Raw genomic sequence first — 25599 nt, forward strand, 5'->3', positions numbered from 1 at the left:
CTATACTTTGCAGCATTCCGGGGAGGACCCATTAACAATGGAATTTCATGTTTCTCGTACGGCTCGCGACCGTTACCAGTTTGATGAATCCCTCTTTACCCTGAACGGTAATATTATCTTTGCCAATTTTCACGCCGCCCGTTTGTTTGCACAAAAGATGAATTCAAAACGGGATGTGGTCCATTATCCTGAAAAAGCTGTTAAAGCCGGGCAAATAAATGCGCTCGGTCTGATTGATGAAATCTTGCATTACGTTTTCAAAACATATCGAGACCAGAAAAACCCACAGGTAATGCAGGGTCTTTACTCTCATCTGGAAGAAAATTTTGGCAAACCGGCTGTTGATCATTTATTTTTAGAATTCTGCCATGAATTTCCACCATTAGATGTCTATACAAAAAAGATCGATATCGAGACATATCTTTCTGGCAGTACAGAAGGTGTTTCCAATCGCCTGAATACTCTCGAAGAGATCATCCTTCTGTGGGTAACCAACAAGAATCCGGCAGCAGTCTCGGCGTTCCAGGAATTGTTTGACGAGAAAAATCTACTGACGCAGACAAAATATGGACTCATGCTTGATTCCATCTATGCATTTTTTGAAACACAACCGCATTTTGGTCCAGAAAACCAAAATTTGATAGATATGTTCCGCAGTCCGGCTCTGGCCGTACCCAATTCTCTACCAGGCCAGTTGGATTTTATTCGCACTCACTGGGGAATTCTGCTGGGGAAATTTCTCTTCAGACTTCTCAGTAGTCTCGACTTCTTACGAGAAGAAGAGAAACTCAGTTTCACCGGCCCCGGTCCAACCCAGGTACCGGTTTATGCACACGGTTTATTAGAGAGTGAACATGAGCAATATTCTGCTGACCGTGAATGGATGCCCCGGCTTGTTCTTTTGGCAAAGAACACCCTGGTCTGGTTGGATCAGCTCAGTAAGAAATACGATAGACCGATTTCACGGCTCGATGAAATTCCTGACGAAGAATTGGATCTACTGGCAAGCCGTGGATTTACAGGTTTATGGCTGATTGGTCTTTGGGAGCGCAGTACAGCTTCAGCCCGTATCAAACAGATGTGCGGTAATCCAGATGCTGTTTCTTCTGCCTATTCCCTGTCTAGATATGAAATAGCTAACGAAATCGGAGGTTATGAAGCGTATGAGAACCTCAGAAATCGTGCCTGGCAGCGAGGCATCCGCCTGGCCAGCGATATGGTTCCCAACCATATGGCCATTGATAGCGATTGGGTGATTAATAATCCTGACCGTTTCCTATCTCTGCCATATAGCCCATTCCCATCCTATTCTTTTAATGGGCCCGATTTATCACCTGATCCCCGAATTGAAATCAAGATTGATGACCATTATTACAACCGCACAGATGCAGCCGTAGTTTTCCGTCGCATTGACCGAACCAATGGAGATACGCGCTTTATCTACCACGGCAATGATGGAACCAGTATGCCCTGGAATGACACAGCCCAATTGAACTACTTAAATCCTGAAGTTCGAGAAGCAGTGATCCAAACCATTCTGGATGTCGCCCGGAAATTCCCGATCATTCGGTTCGATGCGGCTATGACTTTGGCCCGTCGGCATTTCCAGCGTCTATGGTTTCCGGAACCCGGTTCCGGCGGCGATATCCCTTCAAGAGCGGAACACGGCCTGCCCCGAGAAGCATTCCTCGCTGCCATGCCGCATGAATTCTGGCGAGAAGTGGTAGACCGTGTGGCAAAAGAAGCTCCAGATACGCTCCTCCTGGCTGAAGCCTTCTGGCTGATGGAAGGGTACTTTGTGCGCACACTGGGTATGCATCGAGTCTACAACAGTGCTTTCATGAACATGTTGCGTGATGAAGAGAATGCCAAGTTCCGTCAGTTAATAAAAAATACGCTGGAATATGACCCGGAAATACTTCGCCGGTATGTCAATTTCATATCCAATCCAGATGAACGTACGGCCGTAGATCAGTTTGGCAAGGGTGACAAGTATTTTGGTGTTTGCACATTAATGGCCACTCTCCCCGGGTTGCCTATGTTTGGGCACGGCCAAATTGAGGGATATACCGAAAAATACGGTATGGAATACAAACGCGCCTATTATGATGAGAAACCTGATCAGGCTCTAATCGATCGGCATGAGCATGAAATCTTTCCAATTGTTCGAAAACGAGCTCTGTTCGCCGGAATTGAGAATTTTTATCTGTACGATTTCTATAGCAATCAAGGTTCTGTGGATGAAAATGTAATCACATTCACCAATGGGCTGGGAAATGACCGGGTGTTGGTGGCTTACCATAACCGGTATGGCGAAACCTCTGGCTGGATTAAAACCTCCTGTGCCTTTACCAAACGCAGTCCTGATGGTCATCGCCATCTGGCTCAGATCTCCCTTGTGGATGGATTGAACTTTCATGTGGGAGAAAATCGGTATATTATCTTCAGAGAACAAAACAGCGGTCTGGAATTTATCCGCCCATCAATAGAATTGCGTGATCAGGGTCTATTCCTTCAGCTTCATGCTTATACCTGTAACGTTTTTACTGATTTCCGTCAGGTAGAAGATGACGCCTCGCATCTTTATCAACAATTATGCGATATGCTCCATGGCGAAGGTGTCCCTTCAATTCAAGACTGTATTCAAGACCTTTTATTGAAAGTCGTCTTGCAGCCAATGGGAGAAATCCTTAATCCCGGTTATATCAGCTACCTGAATTCACAAATTCTAAAACCTTCTGCAGATATTCTGGCAATCAAAGATGAAACCCGTGGAAAAATGAGACAACTCCTCAAAGGAGCTATCAGCCTAAGACCGTCAGCTCAGGATGTGGATGAAGTGATTGAGGAGACTGCCCGGTTGATTGAATTACTTTTTGTATTAGGTGCAAATCCACCAGTTAAAGCTGCTCCCGGGGCAGATATTCGAAAGAAAATGTCCGTCATCCTTCAAAAGAACTCCTGTCTGCGGCTTGCGACCATAATTTTCTCCTTTATTTCTCCATTAGGTCGAATTGTTGATCCGAACGATATCGCCAACAACAGCATTAGTCTTTTTGATGAATGGAAAGCCGGCCGTTTTGTGGAAAACACAATCAACGGTATGGGTATGACCCGACAGGAAGCCATACATATCGTAAAGATGGTCCGTGTTCTAATTTCCCTGCAAAAATGGACAGATAATCCGGAAAATCAGAATCCATACCAGTTAATGCAATCTGCTTTATCAAATCCTGATATTCAACATTTGTTACAGATGAACCGATATCAGGAAATTCTCTGGTACTCAAAAGAAGGTTATGAAGATTTCTTAAATTGCCTTCTGGCTTCTGTCGTTTTTGAACCCGATGCAACAGATCCATCCTTACAGTATGAACGTCTCGTTTTCGTCAAAGAAATTCTCACCGATCTGGAGACCGCCGGTAAAGGATCAGAGTATCAAGTGGAGAAATTGCTTCAATCTTTGGAAGGCACGCCTGCCCAGGCAGCCTGAGCAGATTGAATATGCTTTTTGAAAACTTGATCTGCGCGTAAATTGGATCTTGTACTGACAACTTTTTTAAGATCGGAAAGAATACCATCAAGATCAAGATCCGGTTTGACTTGCCGGGTTAACCAGACAGCCTGTGCTGCATATTTCACATTATTGCGCGGTTCAATCCGATCAAAATCATCAAAGAACCATCCGCATGATGTAAACATGCGCTGTCGTTCATACTGGGCTTTTAATAAAAAAGCAATATTCCTGAGCATTTCTTTACTGCAGGAAGATTTTGCATGAGAACGAATAAACTCATCCAGTGGAATTTGCCCTAATAATACTTCGATGTAATTATCGCGTAAGGCATATGGATCCAATCCATATCCATCCAACGTACGTTCAAACACCAAATCAACTTCCTGAGCTACACGATTAAGAGCCACTCGCAATGGAGCCTTCCAATGACTACCAGGTGTGCATCCGCAATCATCACTCCATCGGATGACACCATGATGGCAGCTCCATGATGAGTTTTCAACAATAGTCATATCCTGAGTGGGGAGGTTTTCCTGAAGCCATTCGGCTGGAAGCATTTGCCTGACAGGTTTTCCAATGTAAGACGCTGTCGTTAGTCGGGCAAGGAATTGGTCTCGAAACCGTTGGTGATGTCCATACAATTCACCATCAGAGGCAATGATTAAGAATTTATCACGGGGAACTCCCAACCCATTTTGAAATTCAGGCAAAATGGCATTAACCATGAATTCATCAGCATTCCGGGTAGCTCCCGGATCAAAACTGACACGGGTTGAAAGAACCTGGTTATAAAAAAAGACAACCATCCGTTTTCCCTGACCCAATTCCACCCATCCCGGTTGGTTTAAATCTTTCCCATGATCTGCACATTGCCATGGGGCCAGAATCACATATTTAACCCCGCAACTACAGGCAACTCGTAGTGTCTCAGTATCCACTGCTGCCTCTGGCAGCCACAGGCCTTCGGCAGGATGTCCAAAGCGAGCCTGGAATTCATACATTCCCCAGTGGATTTGCGTACGTTTATCCCGTTTAGTTGCCAGTGGAAGAATCGTGTGATTGTATGCTTGAGCCATGCCGTTCGGTATTCCGGTGGCATCATACATATCGCGTTCCTGCTGGATGATGCGTGCCAGTGTTTCAGGATCAGCAGTTTGCATCCATTCCAGCACAGTCGGCCCCAGGTTGAAACTGATTCTCGAAAAATTACCCAGATCCGCATTTGGTTTATAACATTGGTCATGGATACGCGCATTCCAGTTGTCATATGGATATGCACCCTCCTCTTTGGGAATAATTCCAGTCAGAGGATCTTCCCTAGGAGGTTGATAAAAATGTCCATGAACACAAAAAGCGGATAACGACATAGTATTCCGATCTATGATTACAGATAATCTAATGATTGATGAAATCGTGCCGGAATCAGATTGAAGTTGCGTGAAAGCGAGTCCAATGGACAGGTTCGGTCTACTGCCAGATAATCTATCCAATAAGTTGAAATTGGAAATCGACGGCTTTGTTCCAACCAGACCGAAAGTACCCGTAAATACCCGGGCATGATGGGAATAATCCGCCTGTGCAAATCAATCCTATCCATAATTATCTGGATTATTGATAAAAATGAAAGTGTTTCCCCTCCCCCAATTTGATATGTCTGCCCCAGACTATCAGGATTTTCCAATGCAATAATCAAACAGGTAACCAGATCTTGAATCCAGATTGGCTGCAATAAGTTAGAACCATCACCAGGGATTAGTAAAACACTCGGAGATATTTCAATAATTCTCGCGAAATCATTGGTGAAGTGATCGTTTGGGCCGTAAACAACAGCCGATCGAAAAATCGTATAGGGTACACCACTGTGGATAATCAAATTTTCAGCAATCGCTTTGGCTTTGAAGACGGGAAACGCCGAAGCCTTGTCTGCACCCAAATGACTCATATAAAAAAAACGGTCGATTCCAGCTTCTCTTGATGCTTCAGTAAGTGCCCGGGTGCCATCAATATCCACACCATCAAGATCTGACTTTACTCCCAGAGCTTCCGTCCCTGCGAGATGAATGACTGTGTTGATACCTTTTAATGCCGCCCGCAATCCACGCGAATCATTGAGGCTGGATACGGCAACCTGAACCGGTAAACCAGTCGGTAAATTTGGAGATTTTGGTGAAGGACGCAGTAATAATCTCACCTCGTAGCCCTGCATTATGAGCTGTCGAACGAGATGTTGACCGATAAAACCGGTTCCGCCAGTAACAAGAATCACAGGGCAAGATTATAGCAGACCTTTATCACCTTCTGGATTCATCGGCATAGTTCTTGCAAGATGTATCGCAACATTCCTTGATATCAGGTAATGGCAAATGAAAGCACTTGAAGAATTGGTCAATACAAAACGGTCGAGATTGGGCTTCCATTATTATCCCAATTCGCTGCATTACAGTGAAAAAGACGCAGAAATTTGGATTCCTCAGCTTGATTCACTGGGAGCTGGTTGGCTCGTTCTCATCAGTGAATCAGACCGGGCAATACCCGAAGCTTTCTTTTCTGCGTTGAAAGATGCACAGATTGAACCTGTCGTTCAATTCACTCAGGGATTGGAAAAAAGGCTCGAAACGACGGATATGCGCACTCTCCTTCAGGCATATTCCCGTTGGGGAGTTCATACGGTCTCTTTCTTTGATCGTCCCAATTCTCGCAGCTCATGGCCGGTTTCTGAATGGGCCCAAAATGGTCTGGTTGAACGCTTCCTGGACCGGTATATACCTCTGGCCAGTCTGGCAATTGAATGTGATATTGTTCCGTTATTTCCCGCTCTCGAACCAGGGGGGAATTTCTGGGACACGGCCTTTTTATCACTGGCGCTGCAATCATTGGCACGAAGAAACCGCGCCGATCTTTTGGATAACCTTGTTCTGACAGCCTACGGTTGGACACATAATAAATCACTGAATTGGGGAGCTGGTGGTCCTGAACGCTGGCCTGATGCACGTCCCTATTTCACTCCACCCGGTGAAGAAGATCAAATGGGTTTCAGAGCATATGAGTGGTACATGGCCGTTGCATCTGAAATTGTACACAAAAACGTTCCCATTATCATGATGGGTGTTGGTGTTCCACATGAACCACAATCACCTGTCCATAAAGATTGGCCTGACGAAAAACATACAGATATTTGTCTGGCCATCACACAATTATTACGTGGTGAGCCGGCATCTGACCCTGAAAATCCAACCAATCCACTGGAACCGTTAAGTAATTCTGTTCTGGCAGCCAATTTTTGGCTTTTGACGGATGAAACCGGCAGCGAACACGCTGCAGATGCCTGGTTCCGTCCTGATGGATCCACCCGGCAAATTGTCAATGAAATCAAGGGAAAATCCAACCAGTCTAAAACACTACGGGCAGAAATGCCGCCTGAAAACGTGAAATCTGTTGATACAGCCAAAGATCACCCCATTGAGCATTATCTTCTCTTGCCCAGCTATGAATGGGGAGTGGCTGATTGGCATCTGGATGTGATCAGACCATTTGTGAAAAAATACCGCCCAACCATAGGTTTTTCCCTGGAGCAAGCATCATTGGCAGTAAAAGTTACAGTAATTGGGAATACCCAGTCCTTTTCAGATGAACAACTGGACTTGCTACGGAATGCCGGCTGCCAGGTTGAACGGATATCCGGCGACGGCACAAGTATTGCAACACAACTTCAAGAGAGGTGACCTATGATTGAGACTGTAAATAATACAGATAACAGCCAACCAGCCTTTGAAACCCGTAAACCTGTCTTGAAAGTAGTCGGAATCGGTGGCGGTGGCAGCAATGCCATTAATCGAATGATCGAATTAGGCATCGAAGGCATTGATTTTATTGCTGCCAACACGGATGGTCAGGCTCTCAAAAGTTCCCTGGCTCCTGTAAAAATTCAATTGGGTCCTAACCTGACTCGCGGTCTGGGTGCCGGCGGAAAACCCCAGGTGGGTGAATCTGCGGCAGAAGAAAGTGCCAAAGAAATTCATGCTGCACTTTATGGTGCAGATATGGTCTTTATTGCTGCCGGTATGGGCGGCGGTACAGGTACGGGAGCTGCCAGCATCGTTGCCCGTGTGGCTCAGGCTATTGGCGCAGTGACCATCGCCATTGTAAGTTTGCCGTTTTCCTTTGAAGCAGGACGGCGGCAGGTTAATGCCCGTGAAGGTTTGGCCAAGCTTCGCCAGTTTACCGATACATTAATAACAGTTCCCAACGATCGGTTGCTTCAAATTGCTCCCCACGACCTTCCTCTTGAAATGGCTTTCCGCCTGGCAGATGATGTTTTGCGTCAGGGTATCCAGGGTATCAGCGAACTTGTGTTACAACCAGGTGTAATAAATGTGGATTTTGCCCATGTTCGTCAGATGATCCAATCTGGTGGCGGGGCTTTGCTGGCCATCGGTCAGGGTGAAGGCGAGGAAAAGGCTCATCAGGCAGTGGAACGTGCATTGCATCACCCACTTCTTGACTCAGTTCCACTTGATCAGGCTACTGGAATTATCGTCAATTTCACCGGTGGAAATGATCTCACCTTCCTGGAAGTGGCAGATGCCATGGAAAGTCTGCAACGCCGTACAAATAAGCGTGCCAATATTATCCCGGGTATCATAAATGCACCGCAGATGCATGATCGAGTTCAAGTTATCCTGATCATTACCGGCATCGGTTCGACACCGGTTTCAGGCACTGTATTACAGACCCTGCAGGGCATCGCGGCAACCCCGCCAGCCAGAGCTACTTCTCCGGCTGCACCGCAGGAAATTCGAACTGGCCAACCTCCTTTCATTCCGCTCTCCGAGCCTGAAGATATTCAACAATTGCAGCAGGAAGCTCCTGAACGCATGGAAGTAATGGAATACACCGGCGTTTCAAATAATCTTGATGTTCCTGCTTTTATTCGCAGGAGAATGAGATAACGGAAAGAAAGGATTTTTCCTAATGGACAAATCAATTCTCAATAAGATTTGTGCCCAGGTATATTCACGTCATCCAGAGGTACGCAATACTCAACCTAAAGTGACTGAACAGGACGCTGGAAAGTATTTACTGATCTTTACCGGTACGGCATTTGGCGTCAACGGCAAACCGATTCCCAGAACGATCCGTGTCGTTGCCGATGAAACCGGAAAGATCATCAAAATATCCTCTTCTAGATAAAGGATGGTCAGCATGGATGCTCTCCTGAATAAAGTAGAGATTCTCTTTTGGGACCGTATAACTCCAGCATTATCAGAATCACATATATTCCAGGTCCTTGTAAAGAAGGGATATGAAATTGTTCATAAACCTGATATTGAATCTACACTTCTTTGGTGTATTGGAGCCGGTGTGTTCGGCCTGTTAACTGGATTGATATTAAGTATTCTTTCTGCGGCTTATTGAGAAAAAAGGCAAAATAATGCAATGTTCACCACCTGAAACCGATGAGATAAAAAATGGTGGATTTTTGAATAAATCCACTGAAATGTTAAAAAAAGGATTTCTGAAACCCACAATTTGGGTTTTCGTCGCAATATTTCTTGTTACAGTCATCATCGGGTACTGGCTGGGAACTACATTAGTTATTTCACAGAATGCAAATAAAACTATTTTTCCTAAAACAATGGATAAATCCGAAGCTCGGGTGATTACATTGCTTGAGGTAACTGATCTGACGGATGATCAACCTCAATTATTATCCATCTGGTTTGTTTATCTGACTCCCGGCAGCCAACCCAGACTCGGATTTACGCCAATTGCCTCGCCTGCTCTGGTAGATAACCCCAACAATCATCTTTTAAAAGAATTTTCACTTGATAAAGATCGTAATCCTTCTGCCGATTTTATAAATTCACTGAGAAAATTCCATATAAAATCAAATGGATATGTAGTTCTTGATCAAATGGGGGCGGCAGCGTTTATCAATTGGTTTTCGGGGAAAGATATAAATCAACATCTGGCATTGGAAAATCACTCCATGACAGAGTATGGTCAAATCTTACGTGGAATGTGCAATACGTTTCCGCAAATATCAGAAAAAGGCATTTCAGAATTTCCCTGGTCACGCTTTCTACCAGATCATATTAACGTCTCATTACCTATGTCACAGGTAATGGATAATATCAATTTTCTTACAACGGCTATTCCCCCACAATGTGAGATGGTCCCCTTACCATAAGAAGAACGAACACCTGGGTGAGGGGGGCACCCAGATGTTCGTCTAAATATAGTTTACCAGCATTCTTATTATTTACAATACCTGAAATACTTTCTTAGCAAACTCTTAACTTGATTCTCTTTCTCACAGTCTGACGGAGATGTTTTATAATAAATATCGGTTTGCTTATATCTTTTGTAAAAGGTTTCTTTTATTATATGGGCAAAAATCAATGGTTTTTGAATTTCCGAGCCTGGTCAGTTCACTTTTATACCAGTCTTGGTTTGGCAACTGCGTTCTTTTCATTACTGGCTATCTTCTCAGGTAATGTCAAATTATTTTTTATTTTTCAAGGTATATCTCTGTTTATTGATTCTACAGATGGTTATTTCGCCCGCCGGTGGAATGTAAAAAAATGGGCTTCCCAATTGGATGGCCGCAAACTGGATGATATTACAGATTATTTGAATTATACTTTCCTGCCGGTGGCATTTACCTATAAATTCGGTTTAATCACAGATTCGTGGCTGGTCGTTCTGGTCATTGTGTTGATCACGTCAATTTATGGTTTTTGTCAGACCGGTGCAAAAACATCAGATGGTTTTTTTACAGGTTTTCCTAATTTTTGGAACGTTTTAGTGTTCTATCTCTATTTCTTTAATTGGCCGGTACCGGTAAATGCCCTGGTTATGTTACTGTTTTCGGCCTTTATATTCGTTCCAGTCAAGTTTTTGAGTTATTCTTCGCCGGTTTTGCGAAGATCATCGTATGTTCTCAGTTTTATGTATCTTGTCTTTCTCGGAATAATTGTGGTAAATCTTAACAATCTGGATATCCGTCTGGTGTGGATTTCTTTGATTGGTCCTATATACTATCTCTTCTCCGCATTATATTTGCAATTTTCAAAACAATCCTGATTCATATTCTCAAAGAAAATGGTTCTTTGTAAGGAAAATCGTTCGGTATGCTGAATTGGGCGTTGCTGATCGTTGCTATTGCCTTTGAAGTAGCCGGGACAACTTCAATGAAGTTGTCTAGAGGATTTACCCGTCTACTTCCCACCCTTCTGATGTTCATATTCTATGGCTGCGGATTAACTATGATGAATCTTGTAATTCGCCGAATGGATTTATCTCTTGTCTATGCAGTCTGGTCAGGCTTGGGTACGGCCGCTATTGCATTGATTGGAATTCTCTGGTTTCATGAACCGGCAACAGCTTTGCGGATCGTTTCGATCATATTGATTATTCTTGGAGTTGTAGGCCTTAATTTGCGACCATAGAAAACGTCCGGTCCCTTTCGGAGACCGGACGTTTTTTTCAATAGATTTTGCGAAATAATCAGGCGGGGGTCGTCTGATCAGCCTGTTTCTTCGGCTTGAACCAATCGTTCCATTCCCGATTTTCCCATACAACCAGAATTGGGGCAGCATTGAAAATAGAGGAATAGGTTCCGGAGAAAATACCGATCAACAGGACAATGGAGAAGTGGAAGATTGTGACACCACCGAACATCACCAGAGCGAGCAGGGTCAACATTACAGTGAACTGCGTTTTCAATGAGCGTCCGAGGGTCTGTACGAGTGAATGATTCACTACCTTCTCGTAGGTTACATTTCTGTGGATCAGGGAATTTTCGCGAATACGGTCAAATACAACGACGGTATCATGCACCGAGAAACCAATCACCGTAAGGAGGGCTGTCAAGAATAGCGAGTCGACCTCCCAACCCAGGAAATGACCAAAAATAGCTTCCAAACCGACCACCACGAGAATATCGTGGATCATGGCGATGATGGCGGCAATGCCATAGCGATAACTCTGTGGAATCTTGCGGAAAGCCCATGTAATATAGGAAAGAATGCCAATGGCTGCCAGACCTACGGTGATAGCCGCACGGTTGGCCACTTCACCACCAACAGATGGACCTACCGTATCAAAGCGGGAGACTTCCACTTTGCTATTGAACTTTGACTCAAGTGCAGCCACAACCTGGTCTTTGATTTCTTCGGTGATATATTTCGATCGGATAATGAGAGTATCATTCTCCGATGACTGTACCTGCGGATCAGAAATATTCAGGGATTCATATACCTTGATCACATCAGCAGGTTTTGGTGCTTTTCCAGCATCAAACTTAACCTCCAACATAGACCCGCCAGTGAAATCAATAGCCAGAGGTAATCCCCATAACACCATGGCAATAATGCCCGGGATAATTACGATCAGCGAGATTAGAAAATATAGATATCGATGTTTGATGAGATCCATTCGATCAACTCCTATAAACCAAACCAGCGGGGATGTTCAGTGAATTTGAGGCTGTCTAATGTTACATGCAGGAATGTGCGGGTAACAATGATGGCCGTGAACAGGCTCACAAGAACACCCAGCGCCAGGTTGAATGCAAACCCTTTTACCATACTTGCGCCAAATGTATTACCAAACCAGAACAGAATGACGCATGAGATCAATGTGGTAATGTTGGAATCACGAATGGAAGTCCAGGCGCGAGACCAGCCAAGATCAATAGCCTGCCGTAGTGTGCGGCCTGCCCGCAATTCTTCCTTCATACGTTCGAAGATCAAAATATTTGCATCAACAGCCACACCAATACTCAAAATGAAACCGGCAATACCGGGGAGAGTGAGGGTTACCGGAATGAGCTTGTAAAGTGCCAGCGTCAGTGCCGCATAGAAAGCCAACGCTAAACTGGCCAATAGACCAGGTAACCGGTATGAAAAGATCATAAATAGAACGACCAGGATTAAACCAATGATGCCGGCTGTGATGGATTTATTAATGGAATCTTGTCCAAGAGTAGCCCCTACAGCCTGGCTGGTTGCCACTTTGAATGGAATGGGCAGTGAACCATACTTAAGCTGAACCATCAGATCATTGGCAGTATCCACAGTGTAATTACCAGAAATCTGTCCCTGGCCTTCTGTAATGGCGGATTGAATTTGAGGAATGGAGATGACTTTATTATCCAGAACAATGGCCAGGGTATCTCCAATGTGACTTTTGGTGTAATCGCCGAAAATTTTCGTGGCGGTTTCCTTGAGCTTGAAGTCGACGGAATATTTGCCTACGTTATTTCGGCCGACGGATACGGTATCAAGGTCAGCACCCGTCATTAGAGGTACGTATACCATTTCCGGTGTCGTAGACGTACCATCTGCAGCAGGTGTTGCGGTTGTGCCAGTCGTTGTAGTTTCAGGCAGTTTATTTTCAGGAATCGTTCCAGTTTTGGTTCCAACCTGGGTATAGTCAATTTTGATTGTTGTTCCTTCTGGAACCGGCTTTGTTCCCATGGGAACAAAAGCCAATTGACCGACCTGTTTCAAGGTTTGAACCACCTGACTGGTGTTGGTCAACCCCGGGAATTCGCCAACGATACGGCGATTTCCGGCAACCTGGAAAACAACTTCGCTGACACCAAGTCCATTGGCACGACTTTCCAAAATCTTCTTGGCATCATTCATTTCGTCTACAGTGATTTGTGTTTCAGCCGGCATGTCAGCCTCAAGCAGAACGCGCAGACCACCGCGCAGGTCAAGACCGAGTTGGGTTTGCAGGCTTCGTTGGAAATTACCGATCTGAATTCCCGGGTTTCCGGGGAGATCTATCCAAATTACTGCAGCAAGTAAAACAATGATCAGTATTAAGTTGATGTTATTACGTCCCATTTGGGTTCGTCCTCCGGGAAGTGCTCCCTGAGCGGTATAGGATACCCCGTAGTAAGGCTACAGGGAAAACTCGCAGAATTATATCTCATACCTGGATATCTTGGAGTAATCCAGGTATGAAGAGAAACCATCAGTCGATTAATTTCTGCTGAACCAAAAGTTCTGCATTGAAAACTGCACCACCTGCCGCACCGCGAACAGTATTATGCGAAAGAACAATATATTTCAATCCCATGATGGGGTCGATCCGCATACGGCCAACGGATGTCGTCATTCCACCACCAATGGCGCGGTCTAGCCTTGGTTGGGGGCGATCAGGTGCATCGTGTACCGCAATCACCGGCCACGGAGAGGACGGCAGTTCCCGGCTGATTTCAGGACACGTATAGGATCTCATCACTTCGATGGCATCTTCGGGTTTGACGTTACGGCCTGTTTTTATGGATACACAAACGGTATGTCCATCCGTTACAGCTACACGGTTGGTGTGTGCCGAAATTACAAAACCGGCATTTTGAATATGATCATCTGATAAATTCCCCAGCATTTTTAAAGGTTCAGATTCAACTTTTTCTTCTTCACCCTTGATATATGGAACGACATTATCGATGATATCCATTGATGCCACACCCGGATAACCGGCACCCGAAAGCGCCTGAAGGGACACAGCAATCACCTGCTCAATACCAAAAGCATCCAGCAGAGGTTTCAGCGAAACGGTCATACCGGTACTTGTACAATTTGGATTGGTAACAATGAACCCTTTCCATTTATGTTTCTTGCGCTGAATATTGACCAGGGCAGTATGATCCGGATTTACTTCAGGCAGCAGGATCGGCACATCTGGGTCCATGCGGTGTGATGAAGCATTGGAAACCACTGCCATTCCACTGGCGGCAAGCTCTACCTCAACCTCTTTTGCCTGGTCAGCTGGCATGGCAGAAAAGGCTACCTGACAGTCTTTTACAGCCTCTTCATTTTCCTTCAGGATCATTCCCTTTACGGCATCCGGCATTCGTTCAGGTAAAATCCAATGACAGGTTTGTGCATATGGCTTCCCTATAGATCGATCGGATCCGGTCAGACATTTAACTTCAAACCAGGGATGGTTTTCGAGCAATTGAATAAAACGTTGTCCAACACTGCCGTTGGCACCCAGAATTGCCACAGGTATCTTTTTGTTCATTTTATGCACCCTGTTCCAGATTAATAAGACCATGTAATGTTCTGACTGCCTCTTTCAGGCTTTCCTGTGAGACAACCAGACTGATGGAAACTTCAGATGAGCCCTGAGCTATGGCAATGACATTAACATGGGCATCACCCAGAGCTGTGAAAATCCTTCCAGCCACCCCCGGGGTATACCGCATCCCCGCACCTACCACAGAGACAATCCCGACGGCTGGTGAAATGGATATCCCATCGATATCACGGCGTTGAATTTCACCGGTAAATGCTTTTTCCAGAGCCTTTTTCACACGCTCAGCAGCTTCAATGGGAACAGTAAAACAAATCGACTGTTCTGAAGAGGCTTGAGAGATCAAAGGTACACTGGTACCTGTTTTCGCCACAGCATCAAACGTCCGGGCTGCCACACCGGGAACACCCAGCATTCCTGTCCCTTCTACAGTTACCAGGGAAAGATCGCTGATTGCTGTGACCGCCTTGACAATTCCTTTGGTCAGATAAGACGTATCAGATACAATCCATGTTCCGGTTTTCTCCGGAGAGAATGTGTTGCATACACGCAAAGGAATATTATTCTCGATAACTGGACGAATTGTCTTGGGATGCAGCACCTTCGCACCAAAATATGCCAGTTCCGATACTTCTCGATAGGAAAGTTGTGAAATTGTCGACGCATCCGGAACCAATCGCGGATCAGCCGTCATCACGCCGTCCACGTCCGTCCAGATCCATACTTCACCGGCAGGAATGGCAGCTCCCAGAAGTGCCGCACTGAAATCACTTCCACCTCTTCCTAGCGTGGTCACCACCCCATCAGGTGTTGCACCAAGAAAGCCAGTTACCACCGGCACAGTACCTTTTTCAATCAAAGGCAATAAAGTTGATCTGGTCTTTTCACGGGTTGCTGTTTCATCTGGATTGGCTGACATAAAGCGGGCATCTGTCACGATGCACTGTGTTGAATCTACAGCCGTTGCTTTTACCTTGTGTTCATTCAACAAAGCCGCCAACACACGGGCACTCATACGTTCCCCCAGAGAGCCAACAGCATCAATACCGCGAGGAGACGCTTCACCTAGAACATACATAGCCTGCACCAGGTTGGTAAATTCATTGATCAACTGGGTAACTTCCCAGGTAAGTTTCTTCTTTTCAGATTCTGTAGTAAGTAGACTATCAATCATTGTCTGGTGCCTGGTCCGCAATTCCTGCGAATTGGCATCAATAACCGACCTGTCTCCTGCAGCCGCTTTTTGAGCTGTTTCGAGCAGCAGGTTTGTTACGCCGTTCAATGCAGAAACTACCGGAATCACACCTTTCCAGTATTTCTTTTCATGTTCCACGATTTCGGCAACAGTGCGCATTGCATCTGGCGATCCGACTGAAGTTCCCCCAAATTTCATTACCAGTATTTCTGACGCTTTATTCGGTTTTGTTATTTCCATGATTCATTACCCGGAATATATGTTTCATTCATATATACCAGTATTTCTATATTTAATGAAGGTTAAGAAATCCATTAATCTAAAATAGATTGAATTTGTATAGGTTCTAAACCAATCAATTATTCATAAAATCAAGAAACACCTGACATCCTTTGCCTTCTGCACTTTCTATTCGAATATTGCCCCCCTGTGCTTCCACTAAAGACCGGGCAATGGGCAAACCAAGGCCGAATCCATTGGAAGATTTTTCCTCATCTGCTCGGAAAAAACGGTCAAAAACTCTATCCAGTTTTTCTTTTGGAATTCCTTCGCCATCATCTCTGACTTCAACTAGAACCTTTTCACCTGACCGGCTGCCAGTTATTGTGATGCTTCCAGATGAATGTTTGATCGCATTATCCAGAAGAATCAAGAGAACCTGTCTGAACGCATCCTTATCACCCACAATACATAAATCATCAGGGCAATTCCATGTCACTGACCGGGTTATATCCAATGTCTGAATTTGACGACTGCATTCTTCCACCAGGGGGGTCAAATTAAATCGTTCTCTTTTAAGGTTTCGTCCGGCATCAGCATGTGCAAGTCGCAATAGCTCATTGACCAGCCTGATCATCCTGTCGCTCTCCATTACCATGTCATTGATAATGTCCTTCTGTTCTTCCTCTGGTATTGGTGGAACACGCACCAACAATCCGAGATTCCCACGTAGAGTGGTCAACGGGGTTCGCAATTCGTGAGATACGTCTGCCACAAAATCACGCTGCTGCGATAATGATTTGGCTACTTTTTGATAGGCATCCTGTAAACGGGAAAGCATGGAATTAAAGGTTACTGCCAATTCCCCTACTTCATCCTGCGGCCCGGTATAGTCAACCCTCTTAGAGAAATCACGTTCTTGCCCGATAGTTCTGGCTGTGCGAGTTATCCGTTGAATGGGCTGCAATGTAATACCGGAAAAAACCCATCCAATGCCAAAAGCAATAACTAGAGTAAAAACGGTAGCCAGAACCAGAGTGTTTCCAAGCACTTGCAAAGAATGATTCCGTTCCGTCAAAGGACGGGCTACCTGTAAAATGTATTGAACCTGTCCATTTTTTGTAATAGGTCTGTCATAGATCAGCATATCCTGATTTTGAACAGAAGCGGTTTCCCAATACTCTCTCCCATTCTTCAAGCTGTCTAATGCGTCTTGGCTTAATGGAAGGGCATCTTCTTTTCTGCCGTATGGGCTGGCCACCAGATTCCCATCAGCATCGGCGACTCGGACAATTTCACGTTCTGGCAGTCTCTGGAATGCCTGGTCAGATGAAAAAGAAGAGAACGGTTTGGGGGGAGGAAAATTATCCGGAGGTATAGGCTCACCCTGAGAGTTTGAAATCTCCGGATTTGCGGGTATCGATGGGGCAGTCGATAAATTTGAATCTGGATTTTTCTGAGGTGCCTGTGAACCATTTTCCCCCATGACAGTGCGTAATACAGAAGCGCCCAATGTTTCACTGCTTCTGGTTATTTCCTTTTTAATAGCTTGCAAAGTACTATTTGATTGGATGGTATAGAGAGCCATTCCAAATATCGTGAGTGTAACGGCCAGAATGGCATTATAAAGAAGGGTAAAACGAAATCGTATTGACATTATTCCTCACGAAATACATAACCCACACCACGAATCGTATGGATCAAGCGGCTTTTCTGACCGGTTTCCAGTTTTTTTCGAAGGTATCCGATATAAATTTCAAGAACATTATCATCGCCCCCGAAATCATATCCCCATACGGATGAGAGTATTTGCCCCCTTTCAAGAACCTGACGCGGATGTCTCAAAAACAGTTGAAGCAGATTGAATTCTGTCAGCGTGAGGTTTAATATTTGTTCATCCCGAAAAACTTCATGCGTACTTAAATTAATCCGAACACCCGCATATTCCAACAGTTGATTATTTAGTGAAGGTTCAATTCGACGTAATAAAGCATGTACTCGGGCCACAAGTTCTGCCGGAGCAAATGGCTTAACCAGATAATCGTCAGCTCCACACTCCAGACCTTCCACCCGATTTTCAATTTCATCCTTTGCGGTCAACATAAGGGCCATTGTTTCATTTTCTTCTTCACGCAGACGCCGAATAAGGTCCAATCCATTCATTTTTGGCATCATCCAGTCTACGATAAGCAAATCGGGTTTGTGTACCTCTATTTGTTTCAGGGCTTCTTCACCATTGGCCGCGGTGATCACATCCAGATTCTCATAAATGAGAGTCCGGGTCAACATTTTGAGGAGTTTTTGGTCGTCATCCACCACAAGAATTTTCGACATACCTGATTCCTTTTTTCAAACCTTGCATTGAATATACACGAAACATCTGTGAAATTGCTGTGAAATCCAGGATGATCTCGATTCAAATGAAATAGTTCACAGGAAATTCTCAGGGAAATCACGGTCAGGGCACAGCCGCGCATAATATGATGCGATTGTTTGAGTAGTTATCAACAATAAATAAACTCCGGGAAAATAAATAATGAAAAATCGAATCTTGATCTTATCTGTCATTATTCTGACGTTATCACTGCAATCCTGTTCTTCTATTGACAAAGAGTCCTCTGAAACTTCGGCCGCTCAAATCTACACATCTGTAGCTGCCTCGCTCACCGCTCAATCTGCCTCGAAACCGACTTCTACTATCACTCCGGAGAATACCGCTACAATCATCCCAACCAAAGAAACATTGTCAATTCCCACACTGGCACAGGTGGCAATTACCTCAGTGTCAGATTCTCTCGTTTGCGACAATGCAGCTTATATCGGGGATGTGACCATTCCTGATGGAACAATCGTTTCACCCGGCGAAACGTTTACAAAAACATGGCGGGTTCAGAACACCGGTAGCTGTAATTGGAATACTTCGTATATGCTTGTCTTCAATAGCGGTGAAACAATGGGTGGGAAAACCACAGCCGTACCCTATGTAGTCTCTTCAGGTAATCAGATGGATATCTCAGTCTCCTTGACTGCACCCACTGATCTTGGAACCTATGTAGGTTACTGGAAGTTGCAGAATTCCTCTGGAACGATCTTTGGGCAGACCCTCTATGTTCAAATAACAGTGGCAACAAGTACCGCAACCAGCACTTTGACCCCAACAGCCACAGAAGAAGCTACGTTAACTCCAACTCAAACAGTAGCAGCTGCCACTGCCACTACTGTCCCAACATCAACCTCGGAGATAGTGGTAGAACCGACGGCAACCGTTGAATGAATTGGCCAATTATTACAAATTCAACATAGATTCAAATCATTAATTCTTTTCTGCAATTGGAGATTCAGGTGGACCGAGTAGTATCACCTGATCTCTGCCATTCTTTTTCCCTTGATAAAGCGCCTTGTCTGCCAGGTCAATACACTCGTTTATTCCTAAGTTCGTTGTGCATTCTGCCACTCCGAATGTCATAGTAATCTGAACATCAATATCATCGATATAAAATGGAGAAGATGATATGGCTATCCGCATTCTTTCAGCCACTTCTTTTGCCTCTATGCCACCAGTCTCCGGTAAAAGAACCAGGAATTCTTCGCCCCCCCACCGGGCTACAACATCTTTTGAGCGGGTAGCATTTTTTAGCAATTTTGAAATTTGGACTAAAACGAGGTCTCCGAACTGATGACCATACCGGTCATTAAATAGTTTAAAATGATCAATATCAGCCATGATTATGGAGAATTGTTTTCCATCATCATGTGAACGATTCTCTTGATCATCTATTCTTTCGACAATTGTTCTCCGGTTATGAAGATCCGTCAGTGGATCTTTATTGGCCAATTCATCCAAACGAGAATTTGCTTCCCGTAGATGTCTTTCAGCAGCTTCAACGTTGCTTTGATAATATAATGTCACCGAAGCAAAAGTCGAAAAGGCGACAAGCGCGTTGAAAAGTGTTGTCATTTGAAGCTTCCAGGCTTCGACGGAGTAAACAGGTGAATAATTCTGTGAAAACAGATACAGACCACCATAAATAAGGTAAAGTGTCAAACTGGTACTCACCTTGGTCATTTGCCGCCAATTCGGCCAGAAGAAGACCATTGGTGCCAGAACGAGTAGATAATAATGGAAGCCGCTGACCCATCCCACATAATAAACAGCCACAATGGCATGCGTGATCATTTCTACTGTACCGATGATAAATGCGGGCAGGTATTTTTTCTTTCGAGTGAAACTCACACTGAAAAAAAGTGAGGTTGCACTGATAAAATTTACAACCACCATTTCAGGAATTCGCAACCAACAGAAGAGAGGAATAAAGCATATATGCCCGATGAAACTGGCTATCAGGGCTTTTTCCATTACAAACGCTAGTCTTTTTTTACCCGCCTCAGTGTTGTAATCGGGTTCTTTGTCCATGTGTGCTTTTCAGTGTTTTTTGGTTGTATTACATTAGTCTAATACAATCATAAACAGTTTGCCATAAACAAACATAAAAAGACCGGTTTCCCGGCCTTTTATGATGTCACAATGGTTTGGAAAAATTACATTGCATCAACAGACTGTCCGGCACTCTTCATCAACCAGACGTATCCATCTTCCAACCCTGCCTGTACCTGTTTGGCATCAGGATAATCTCCTGCCGATTCCCCAACAAGACGATATTGGATACCTTCTGTCAGATGCAGCATGGAAACCACAGTCAAATTATGGTTCGGCTTTTCCATGCTATCTGTTGTATACAACCAGACATGACCATTGGCGTTCTGTGTCAATTCAGAAGGACTTCCCCTGAATAATACTTGTCCATGGGAAAGAACGGCCAGATCACGGCAAGTCTGACCAATATCTTCAACAATATGTGTTGATAACAGAACAGTGCGGTCAGAGGCAAGGGTAACCAATAAATTGCGAAATCGAATGCGTTCCTCCGGATCCAGTCCGGCTGTTGGTTCATCCACGATCAGCAGCTTTGGATTGTTGACCAATGCCTGGGCAATACCCACCCTGCGTTTCATGCCGCCTGAAAATCCTTTGATCTTTCGATCTGCTTCTGCTAACAATCCAACCATTTCCAGCACCTTATCCACCTGGAGTTTGCGATGTGATGGGTCATCCAACCCTTTCAGTATGGCCATGTAATCCACGAACTGACGGGCGCTTAGTTCAGGATACATCCCCAATTCCTGTGGGAGGTAGCCCAGGATGGATTTGACGGCTGTCTTGCCATTATCAGTAGCGAGATCGTTGCCATTGATTTTGACAGATCCGTTGCTGGCATTTACTATTCCAGCCAAAATACGCATCAGGGTGGTCTTACCAGCACCGTTTGGCCCCAACAAACCAAACATTCCGCCGCCAATCTCTAGATCGAGATGGTTCAACGCATTGACAACATGTCCGTTGGATTTATATGTTTTGGATAATGATTTAATGGAGATCATAGTTTTTCCTTTTTTATTTATTGAAGCTTCTAGATATACTGTTCCTGTTTTCTCAATAACAGCCATGAAAAGATGAGAAACAGAAAAGTGAGAACTGTCAGAGTAATCTGGTTGGCGGTCAGGTCTGGATGATCAGCCATCAGAGCTCCCATGAACACAAGAAAGTACTTCCCACTATTGCATGCCAGCCAACCGCGGGCTAGCAATTCGATCAACCAGATCAGGCTGGTGAGGAATGTACCAGTCATGGTTTGCGCAGAAATGAGAGATCCCAGACATCCCAGTGACATCAGGGAAATAGTAGGAATAAACCAGGCCAGTTGGATTCTCCAGAAGGAACCCAGAGGCGATAGATCGGCTCCTATAGTGGTTACAAACACCTGGAATATGGTGGCACACATGACCTGGATCAGGAAAATCAGTCCGAGCCTTTCAACCAGAAGATGTTCTGCCCTGGCCGGAGTACCAAACCGCAACTCCAACGCCGGGTCGTCAAGAATGGCATAAGACGCCATTATGCCCCCTACCAGCGGAATCACTGCTCCCAGGTAGGCCCGGCTCATATCAAACAGGTCATCGGGTTCCAGACGAAACATGCAGATGATCATGAACAATGCGAGGAATGCAGCCGGAAGATAAAGGTGGTCCAGACGATAAGTTTTAAAAGTGTATTTCAACGAGTCTTGTTTCATTTTCAAATTCCTACATTCGCTTTTGCTGCCAGTGGAGAGAACGTTCTGTGGTAACAAGAGCGGAAATGATACAAACATGAATAACAATCAAATTCAACCATGCTTCCATGGAGCTATGGGGTGCAGCTCCTACTGGTGAACGATTGGAATGAAAGAAACCCTGCAGGGCAAACATACCGCTTGCGTTTAGAAGCGTATCGCTTATCGACGGTACCAGTTTTCCTGTGATCAGGTTGCCCCATGGCCAGTAGCCAGTAAACAGGATCTGATAAACACGCAAGGGCATGATTATGGGACATCCCAGTGAAAATGCAATCACAAATGCATAAGCTGGCGCAATCATCACAATGTATACAGCAGTCTCTGCCAACAGGAACATGGCGGGCTGTTTCATCACAATGATCGACACAATTCCATGGACCAATGTGCATGTTAACCCGGCGATAAAAACAGACGACCACACACCCAGGAACTTTGCCAATAAATAGACCCATGTATTCACCGGTGAACTGGACTGCAATTCTCGCAAGTTATATCGAAAATCGCGCTGCAACCGGTCAGATGCCAGAATACCTGCCAACACAGGGGTAAACATATGTAAGGTAAAGACAGTCTCAGCAGCTTCGAGAAGCATATCTCTTCCGGAAAAAATATCCATCAACCCTTCGCCAGATGTGGTGTTCAATCCCAGCAGGAAGAATGCACAGACAATTCCGAAAGAAATCCATAATCCTGACCGCCGGATAGACATCTTGAATTCATAAAGAAAGAGATTTTTAAATTGAATCATTTTCATAATCCTCTTCTTTATGCCTTGCGATTCTGCCAGGCTATGTACTGGTAACCCGAATACAGGACGATAGCGGCACAAATAAACAGTACTGTTATATTTAGTAAAGCCTCGATGGGAGTGTGTAAAGGTTCGCCAGTGCGGCTGATCGTCCCGTTGAAAAATCCCTGCAGTGAGTAGATGCCACTGGAATTCAATATGGTTCCACTTATGGTAGGAAATACCTTTTCGTTTAGAAAATTACCCCAAAACCAATACCCGGTAAACAATATTTGATATACCCGAACTGGGAGGAATAACGGGCAAACCAGCGAAAATGCCACCACAAAAACAAACGTAGGAATGGCAATTGTGATGAAGGCCAGTAATACCCATTTCAAAACTTCGATGGGTGCACGTCCGCTGAAAACGGCATACAGTCCCAGAAAGACAACGGTGACAAAGAATGGTACGAGCGTAGAAATAACTGATCCAAAATACTTGCCGGCAAGATATACTCCCGGTTTGATGGCTGTACTGGATTGCAGTTCCCTTATACCTAACCGGTAATCCCGCTGAAGCCTGTCACTGCTCAAAATCCCGGCTACAAGGAGAATCAACATATTAAACATGTAGACCATGTTACCGGTTTCTTGAAGGGGGGGATTCCCGCTAAAAGATCCATCCGGGCCAGTTTTTTGAGGAGACAGCATTGCAGCCACAAACAAACCTATGACAATGGCATTCCCAATCCACAAACCCTTCCGTCGAATTGACATATTGAACTCATGACGGAACACACCTATGAATTGCGTCATAAAAACTCCTTTTTTTGGATGAAACACCATCCATTATTTGTAATTTGAGATCGAGGTCTGATCAGATTACCCCGGTATTTGCAGCGAATGCTCCCCGGTATACCGCATGGAAACCAGTGATATCAAAACCATACAGGCAGCCAAAATAATCAATAATCCGGGTGATTGCCAGAAAATTCGATAACTTGCCATAAAGTTGTCCCATACCTGAAAACCCGGATATTCTTCCAGCAAACGGGGTGCATGAATAAACTGAATGATCCACAAACCGTATGAAATGGTGACTGCGTTACTTGTCCCCATCCAGAGTGAGAGAAATAGTGCCAGCGCAGAAAGAAGAGTCAATGGTCCAAGCCAAGAGAGGATTAATGTACCCAGTAAGCCGACTGGTATTACAGCCAGTAAAACAACACTCGAGACGAGAGCCAGAAGAAGGTTGTATCCAGATACCAGGGTCAAACGAGCCAGAAGGATTTTCCACGGTGAAATTGGTGCTGCCATGGTCAGCTCGCTGGCCGGGTCATTTTGTGGTCCATAGATGGCAGCCAGACTGGCCGCCGCAACAAGGGGTGTAATGAATGTGAGGAATGCAGTTTCTTTTGAGAGGAGAACTGTAATTATTCCTAATGCCATGATTCCTGCGCTGGCAGGCCACATTTCTCTTCGTACCAGATATGCCTGCGACCAGAGTAATCCGGCAGCCCGGAGAATTGATTTTCTGATGGAAGGACGGGACTTGATTTTGATAAACGTTTTTTCCTCTAGTTCGGGGGGGGATTGGATTTTTCGATCCGCTTCATTTACCTGAAAATGCATCAATTGCCAAAGATCCCACTCGGACTTACAGCTTTCACATACTTCCAGGTGCTGGCGAACACAGGCTGATTCTTCTTCGGAAAGCTTCCCGGTTACCAGAAAAGGGATCAAATCCTCGTAATGTCGGGTCATAATAAATCCTCCTGCCGGGTAAGAACACCTTTCAGAAAATTTCGCGCATAACTCAGCCGGCTTTTCACTATACCAACCGGGCAACCACACACCTCAGCTGTCTCATTAAGGCTCAATCCTTGATAGAAGACCAGATCCAGAACCGCACGATGGTCTGGTGATAATTTTTCCATGCCCGCTTGAAGAATTCTTATCCGTTCTCTGGATTGCATCCACTCTTCCGGCATCGGGGAATGGTCTGGCACACTGTTCTCCATTTCTTCGGTGATGGATTGGTTGCTGTGCCTGAAAGACTTTGTAGAGATGTGGTGGACTATACCAAGAAGCCAGGTCAATAACCGGCTCGAACCTCGATACGATTTGGCCGAATCCCAAACGGAGACCAGGGAATCCTGCATAATATCCTCGGCAAGGATCGGATCATTCGTCAATCGGTAAGCATAGGCAAACATCCGTTGTCCATACATCTCATAAAGCTGGTGGAACGCAGCTTCATCATGCCTGGATATTCGTTGCATTAATGCCATGTCGCTTTGAAGATCATTCATAATGACATGCCCGCGGGTTTCGCCATGTTTCTTTTCGACTTGTTTTTTTTCGAGCGTACCAGCCAGCATTTTGCCTCTTCGAGTAAACAGTTAATCTGTATGTATGTACCAGAAGACGGCAAAAAGGTTCAAAATTCAGAGAACCAGTATTTATTGTAGCAGTAGAGAATCGTAATGCCTCACGGGAAAATGTAACCAAAGGGTAATCGTTGCCTCATAATTGATGTTACCGAGATAAAGTACATAATTGGTGAACCTTCTGATCTATGGACTTACGAAGAGTAACTGGATTCAGGTGAACATACAAATTGGTGAGGTTGGCTTTGATCTGGAAGGGGATCAGATCAGAACCGAGAACTCGTTGGTAGGGAGTAGCCGCTTTGTCATAGAGTTTGATAA

At 44.8% G+C, this 25599-nt stretch carries 24 protein-coding genes; 9 read left to right on the plus strand and 15 right to left on the minus strand.

Going from position 1 to position 25599, the window contains the following annotated elements; genetic code table 11:
• Positions 1 to 37: 37 nt before the first annotated feature.
• Positions 38 to 3493, plus strand: coding sequence for an alpha-amylase family glycosyl hydrolase (locus LTAR_RS16660; protein ID WP_062423442.1), 3456 nt, complete (start codon positions 38 to 40; stop codon positions 3491 to 3493).
• On the opposite strand, the gene LTAR_RS16665 is transcribed toward LTAR_RS16660, so the two are convergent.
• Positions 3457 to 4884 (minus strand): DUF3536 domain-containing protein, encoded by a 1428-nt coding sequence (locus LTAR_RS16665; RefSeq protein ID WP_062423443.1) that lies wholly within the window; start codon positions 4882 to 4884, stop codon positions 3457 to 3459. The two genes, LTAR_RS16660 and LTAR_RS16665, sit on opposite strands and share 37 nt — an antisense overlap.
• Positions 4885 to 4901: 17 nt before the next feature.
• Positions 4902 to 5783, minus strand: a complete 882-nt coding sequence (locus LTAR_RS16670; RefSeq protein ID WP_062423444.1) for an SDR family oxidoreductase — start codon at positions 5781 to 5783, stop codon at positions 4902 to 4904.
• A 97-nt stretch (positions 5784 to 5880) separates the two neighbouring features.
• Here LTAR_RS16670 and LTAR_RS16675 point away from each other — a divergent pair, with 97 nt between their 5' ends.
• From LTAR_RS16675 to LTAR_RS16700, 7 genes are all read left to right on the plus strand, one after another.
• Entirely contained in the window at positions 5881 to 7239 is a 1359-nt protein-coding gene (locus LTAR_RS16675) for a hypothetical protein (RefSeq protein WP_062423445.1), read from the plus strand.
• A gap of 3 nt (positions 7240 to 7242) precedes the next feature.
• Positions 7243 to 8466, plus strand: coding sequence for a cell division protein FtsZ (gene ftsZ, locus LTAR_RS16680; RefSeq protein WP_081420050.1), 1224 nt, complete (start codon positions 7243 to 7245; stop codon positions 8464 to 8466).
• A 22-nt stretch (positions 8467 to 8488) separates the two neighbouring features.
• Positions 8489 to 8707, plus strand: coding sequence for a hypothetical protein (locus LTAR_RS17085; RefSeq protein ID WP_139044618.1), 219 nt, complete (start codon positions 8489 to 8491; stop codon positions 8705 to 8707).
• A 12-nt stretch (positions 8708 to 8719) separates the two neighbouring features.
• Complete coding sequence (locus LTAR_RS16685; RefSeq protein ID WP_062423446.1) at positions 8720 to 8932, plus strand: hypothetical protein; 213 nt, start codon at positions 8720 to 8722, stop codon at positions 8930 to 8932.
• A 64-nt stretch (positions 8933 to 8996) separates the two neighbouring features.
• A complete protein-coding gene (locus tag LTAR_RS16690; protein ID WP_139044619.1) occupies positions 8997 to 9707 on the plus strand; it encodes a hypothetical protein in 711 nt (236 codons plus the stop codon).
• Between the two features lie 197 nt (positions 9708 to 9904).
• Positions 9905 to 10603 carry a CDP-alcohol phosphatidyltransferase family protein gene (locus LTAR_RS16695; RefSeq protein ID WP_062531968.1) on the plus strand — a complete coding sequence of 233 codons (699 nt, stop codon included), beginning with the start codon at positions 9905 to 9907 and terminating at the stop codon, positions 10601 to 10603.
• Positions 10604 to 10650: 47 nt separating this feature from the next.
• Entirely contained in the window at positions 10651 to 10968 is a 318-nt protein-coding gene (locus tag LTAR_RS16700; RefSeq protein WP_062423449.1) for a DMT family transporter, read from the plus strand.
• 58 nt (positions 10969 to 11026) lie between these two features.
• On the opposite strand, the gene secF is transcribed toward LTAR_RS16700, so the two are convergent.
• The 6 genes from secF to LTAR_RS16730 all read right to left on the minus strand — a co-directional run bounded on the left by secF (position 11027) and on the right by LTAR_RS16730 (position 18320).
• Entirely contained in the window at positions 11027 to 11956 is a 930-nt protein-coding gene (gene secF, locus LTAR_RS16705) for a protein translocase subunit SecF (protein ID WP_062423450.1), read from the minus strand.
• A gap of 11 nt (positions 11957 to 11967) precedes the next feature.
• Positions 11968 to 13374 (minus strand): protein translocase subunit SecD, encoded by a 1407-nt coding sequence (secD, locus tag LTAR_RS16710; RefSeq protein ID WP_062423451.1) that lies wholly within the window; start codon positions 13372 to 13374, stop codon positions 11968 to 11970.
• Positions 13375 to 13504: 130 nt separating this feature from the next.
• A complete protein-coding gene (asd, locus tag LTAR_RS16715) occupies positions 13505 to 14560 on the minus strand; it encodes an aspartate-semialdehyde dehydrogenase (protein ID WP_062423452.1) in 1056 nt (351 codons plus the stop codon).
• Between the two features lies 1 nt (position 14561).
• On the minus strand, positions 14562 to 16007 hold the full coding sequence (locus LTAR_RS16720; protein ID WP_062423453.1) for an aspartate kinase: 1446 nt from the start codon (positions 16005 to 16007) through the stop codon (positions 14562 to 14564).
• A 115-nt stretch (positions 16008 to 16122) separates the two neighbouring features.
• Positions 16123 to 17643 (minus strand): sensor histidine kinase, encoded by a 1521-nt coding sequence (locus LTAR_RS16725; RefSeq protein WP_062423454.1) that lies wholly within the window; start codon positions 17641 to 17643, stop codon positions 16123 to 16125.
• A complete protein-coding gene (locus LTAR_RS16730) occupies positions 17643 to 18320 on the minus strand; it encodes a response regulator transcription factor (RefSeq protein ID WP_062423455.1) in 678 nt (225 codons plus the stop codon). The genes LTAR_RS16725 and LTAR_RS16730 overlap by 1 nt, the downstream gene beginning before the upstream one ends.
• 202 nt (positions 18321 to 18522) lie before the next feature.
• Here LTAR_RS16730 and LTAR_RS16735 point away from each other — a divergent pair, with 202 nt between their 5' ends.
• Entirely contained in the window at positions 18523 to 19260 is a 738-nt protein-coding gene (locus tag LTAR_RS16735; RefSeq protein ID WP_062423456.1) for an NBR1-Ig-like domain-containing protein, read from the plus strand.
• Between the two features lie 39 nt (positions 19261 to 19299).
• Here the strand turns inward: LTAR_RS16735 and LTAR_RS16740 are convergent, their stop codons facing one another.
• The 7 genes from LTAR_RS16740 to LTAR_RS16770 all read right to left on the minus strand — a co-directional run bounded on the left by LTAR_RS16740 (position 19300) and on the right by LTAR_RS16770 (position 25269).
• The gene (locus LTAR_RS16740; protein WP_062423457.1) at positions 19300 to 20400 is read right to left on the minus strand and encodes a GGDEF domain-containing protein; all 1101 of its coding nucleotides are present in this window, start codon (positions 20398 to 20400) and stop codon (positions 19300 to 19302) included.
• A gap of 125 nt (positions 20401 to 20525) precedes the next feature.
• Complete coding sequence (locus LTAR_RS16745) at positions 20526 to 21425, minus strand: ABC transporter ATP-binding protein (protein ID WP_062423458.1); 900 nt, start codon at positions 21423 to 21425, stop codon at positions 20526 to 20528.
• 29 nt (positions 21426 to 21454) lie between these two features.
• Positions 21455 to 22117 (minus strand): hypothetical protein, encoded by a 663-nt coding sequence (locus LTAR_RS16750; protein WP_062423459.1) that lies wholly within the window; start codon positions 22115 to 22117, stop codon positions 21455 to 21457.
• Positions 22118 to 22127: 10 nt separating this feature from the next.
• Positions 22128 to 22907: an ABC transporter permease gene (locus LTAR_RS16755; RefSeq protein ID WP_062531969.1), complete on the minus strand. Its 780-nt coding sequence runs from the start codon at positions 22905 to 22907 to the stop codon at positions 22128 to 22130.
• Between the two features lie 17 nt (positions 22908 to 22924).
• On the minus strand, positions 22925 to 23704 hold the full coding sequence (locus LTAR_RS16760; RefSeq protein ID WP_062423461.1) for an ABC transporter permease subunit: 780 nt from the start codon (positions 23702 to 23704) through the stop codon (positions 22925 to 22927).
• Positions 23705 to 23770: 66 nt separating this feature from the next.
• Positions 23771 to 24652 (minus strand): anti-sigma factor family protein, encoded by an 882-nt coding sequence (locus LTAR_RS16765; RefSeq protein ID WP_062423462.1) that lies wholly within the window; start codon positions 24650 to 24652, stop codon positions 23771 to 23773.
• Positions 24649 to 25269, minus strand: a complete 621-nt coding sequence (locus LTAR_RS16770; RefSeq protein WP_062423463.1) for an RNA polymerase sigma factor — start codon at positions 25267 to 25269, stop codon at positions 24649 to 24651. The genes LTAR_RS16765 and LTAR_RS16770 overlap by 4 nt, the downstream gene beginning before the upstream one ends.
• Positions 25270 to 25599 lie beyond the last annotated feature (330 nt).

The organism is Leptolinea tardivitalis, assembly GCF_001050275.1.
Taxonomy (GTDB): Bacteria; Chloroflexota; Anaerolineae; order Anaerolineales; family Anaerolineaceae; genus Leptolinea; species Leptolinea tardivitalis.

Excerpts from the sequence above, each read along its gene's own strand:
- LTAR_RS16740 (WP_062423457.1), bottom strand. The coding sequence starts at position 20,400 with ATGGACAAAGAACCCGATTACAACACTGAGGCGGGTAAAAAAAGACTA.
- LTAR_RS16730 (WP_062423455.1), bottom strand. The coding sequence starts at position 18,320 with ATGTCGAAAATTCTTGTGGTGGATGACGACCAAAAACTCCTCAAAATG.
- secD (WP_062423451.1), bottom strand. The coding sequence starts at position 13,374 with ATGGGACGTAATAACATCAACTTAATACTGATCATTGTTTTACTTGCT.
- LTAR_RS16765 (WP_062423462.1), bottom strand. The coding sequence starts at position 24,652 with ATGACCCGACATTACGAGGATTTGATCCCTTTTCTGGTAACCGGGAAG.
- LTAR_RS16770 (WP_062423463.1), bottom strand. The coding sequence starts at position 25,269 with ATGCTGGCTGGTACGCTCGAAAAAAAACAAGTCGAAAAGAAACATGGC.
- LTAR_RS17085 (WP_139044618.1), top strand. The coding sequence starts at position 8,489 with ATGGACAAATCAATTCTCAATAAGATTTGTGCCCAGGTATATTCACGT.
- LTAR_RS16700 (WP_062423449.1), top strand. The coding sequence starts at position 10,651 with ATGCTGAATTGGGCGTTGCTGATCGTTGCTATTGCCTTTGAAGTAGCC.
- LTAR_RS16750 (WP_062423459.1), bottom strand. The coding sequence starts at position 22,117 with ATGAAACAAGACTCGTTGAAATACACTTTTAAAACTTATCGTCTGGAC.
- LTAR_RS16660 (WP_062423442.1), top strand. The coding sequence starts at position 38 with ATGGAATTTCATGTTTCTCGTACGGCTCGCGACCGTTACCAGTTTGAT.
- LTAR_RS16755 (WP_062531969.1), bottom strand. The coding sequence starts at position 22,907 with ATGATTCAATTTAAAAATCTCTTTCTTTATGAATTCAAGATGTCTATC.
- LTAR_RS16760 (WP_062423461.1), bottom strand. The coding sequence starts at position 23,704 with ATGACGCAATTCATAGGTGTGTTCCGTCATGAGTTCAATATGTCAATT.
- LTAR_RS16735 (WP_062423456.1), top strand. The coding sequence starts at position 18,523 with ATGAAAAATCGAATCTTGATCTTATCTGTCATTATTCTGACGTTATCA.
- secF (WP_062423450.1), bottom strand. The coding sequence starts at position 11,956 with ATGGATCTCATCAAACATCGATATCTATATTTTCTAATCTCGCTGATC.
- LTAR_RS16685 (WP_062423446.1), top strand. The coding sequence starts at position 8,720 with ATGGATGCTCTCCTGAATAAAGTAGAGATTCTCTTTTGGGACCGTATA.
- LTAR_RS16720 (WP_062423453.1), bottom strand. The coding sequence starts at position 16,007 with ATGGAAATAACAAAACCGAATAAAGCGTCAGAAATACTGGTAATGAAA.
- LTAR_RS16675 (WP_062423445.1), top strand. The coding sequence starts at position 5,881 with ATGAAAGCACTTGAAGAATTGGTCAATACAAAACGGTCGAGATTGGGC.
- ftsZ (WP_081420050.1), top strand. The coding sequence starts at position 7,243 with ATGATTGAGACTGTAAATAATACAGATAACAGCCAACCAGCCTTTGAA.
- LTAR_RS16665 (WP_062423443.1), bottom strand. The coding sequence starts at position 4,884 with ATGTCGTTATCCGCTTTTTGTGTTCATGGACATTTTTATCAACCTCCT.
- LTAR_RS16725 (WP_062423454.1), bottom strand. The coding sequence starts at position 17,643 with ATGTCAATACGATTTCGTTTTACCCTTCTTTATAATGCCATTCTGGCC.
- asd (WP_062423452.1), bottom strand. The coding sequence starts at position 14,560 with ATGAACAAAAAGATACCTGTGGCAATTCTGGGTGCCAACGGCAGTGTT.
- LTAR_RS16745 (WP_062423458.1), bottom strand. The coding sequence starts at position 21,425 with ATGATCTCCATTAAATCATTATCCAAAACATATAAATCCAACGGACAT.
- LTAR_RS16695 (WP_062531968.1), top strand. The coding sequence starts at position 9,905 with ATGGGCAAAAATCAATGGTTTTTGAATTTCCGAGCCTGGTCAGTTCAC.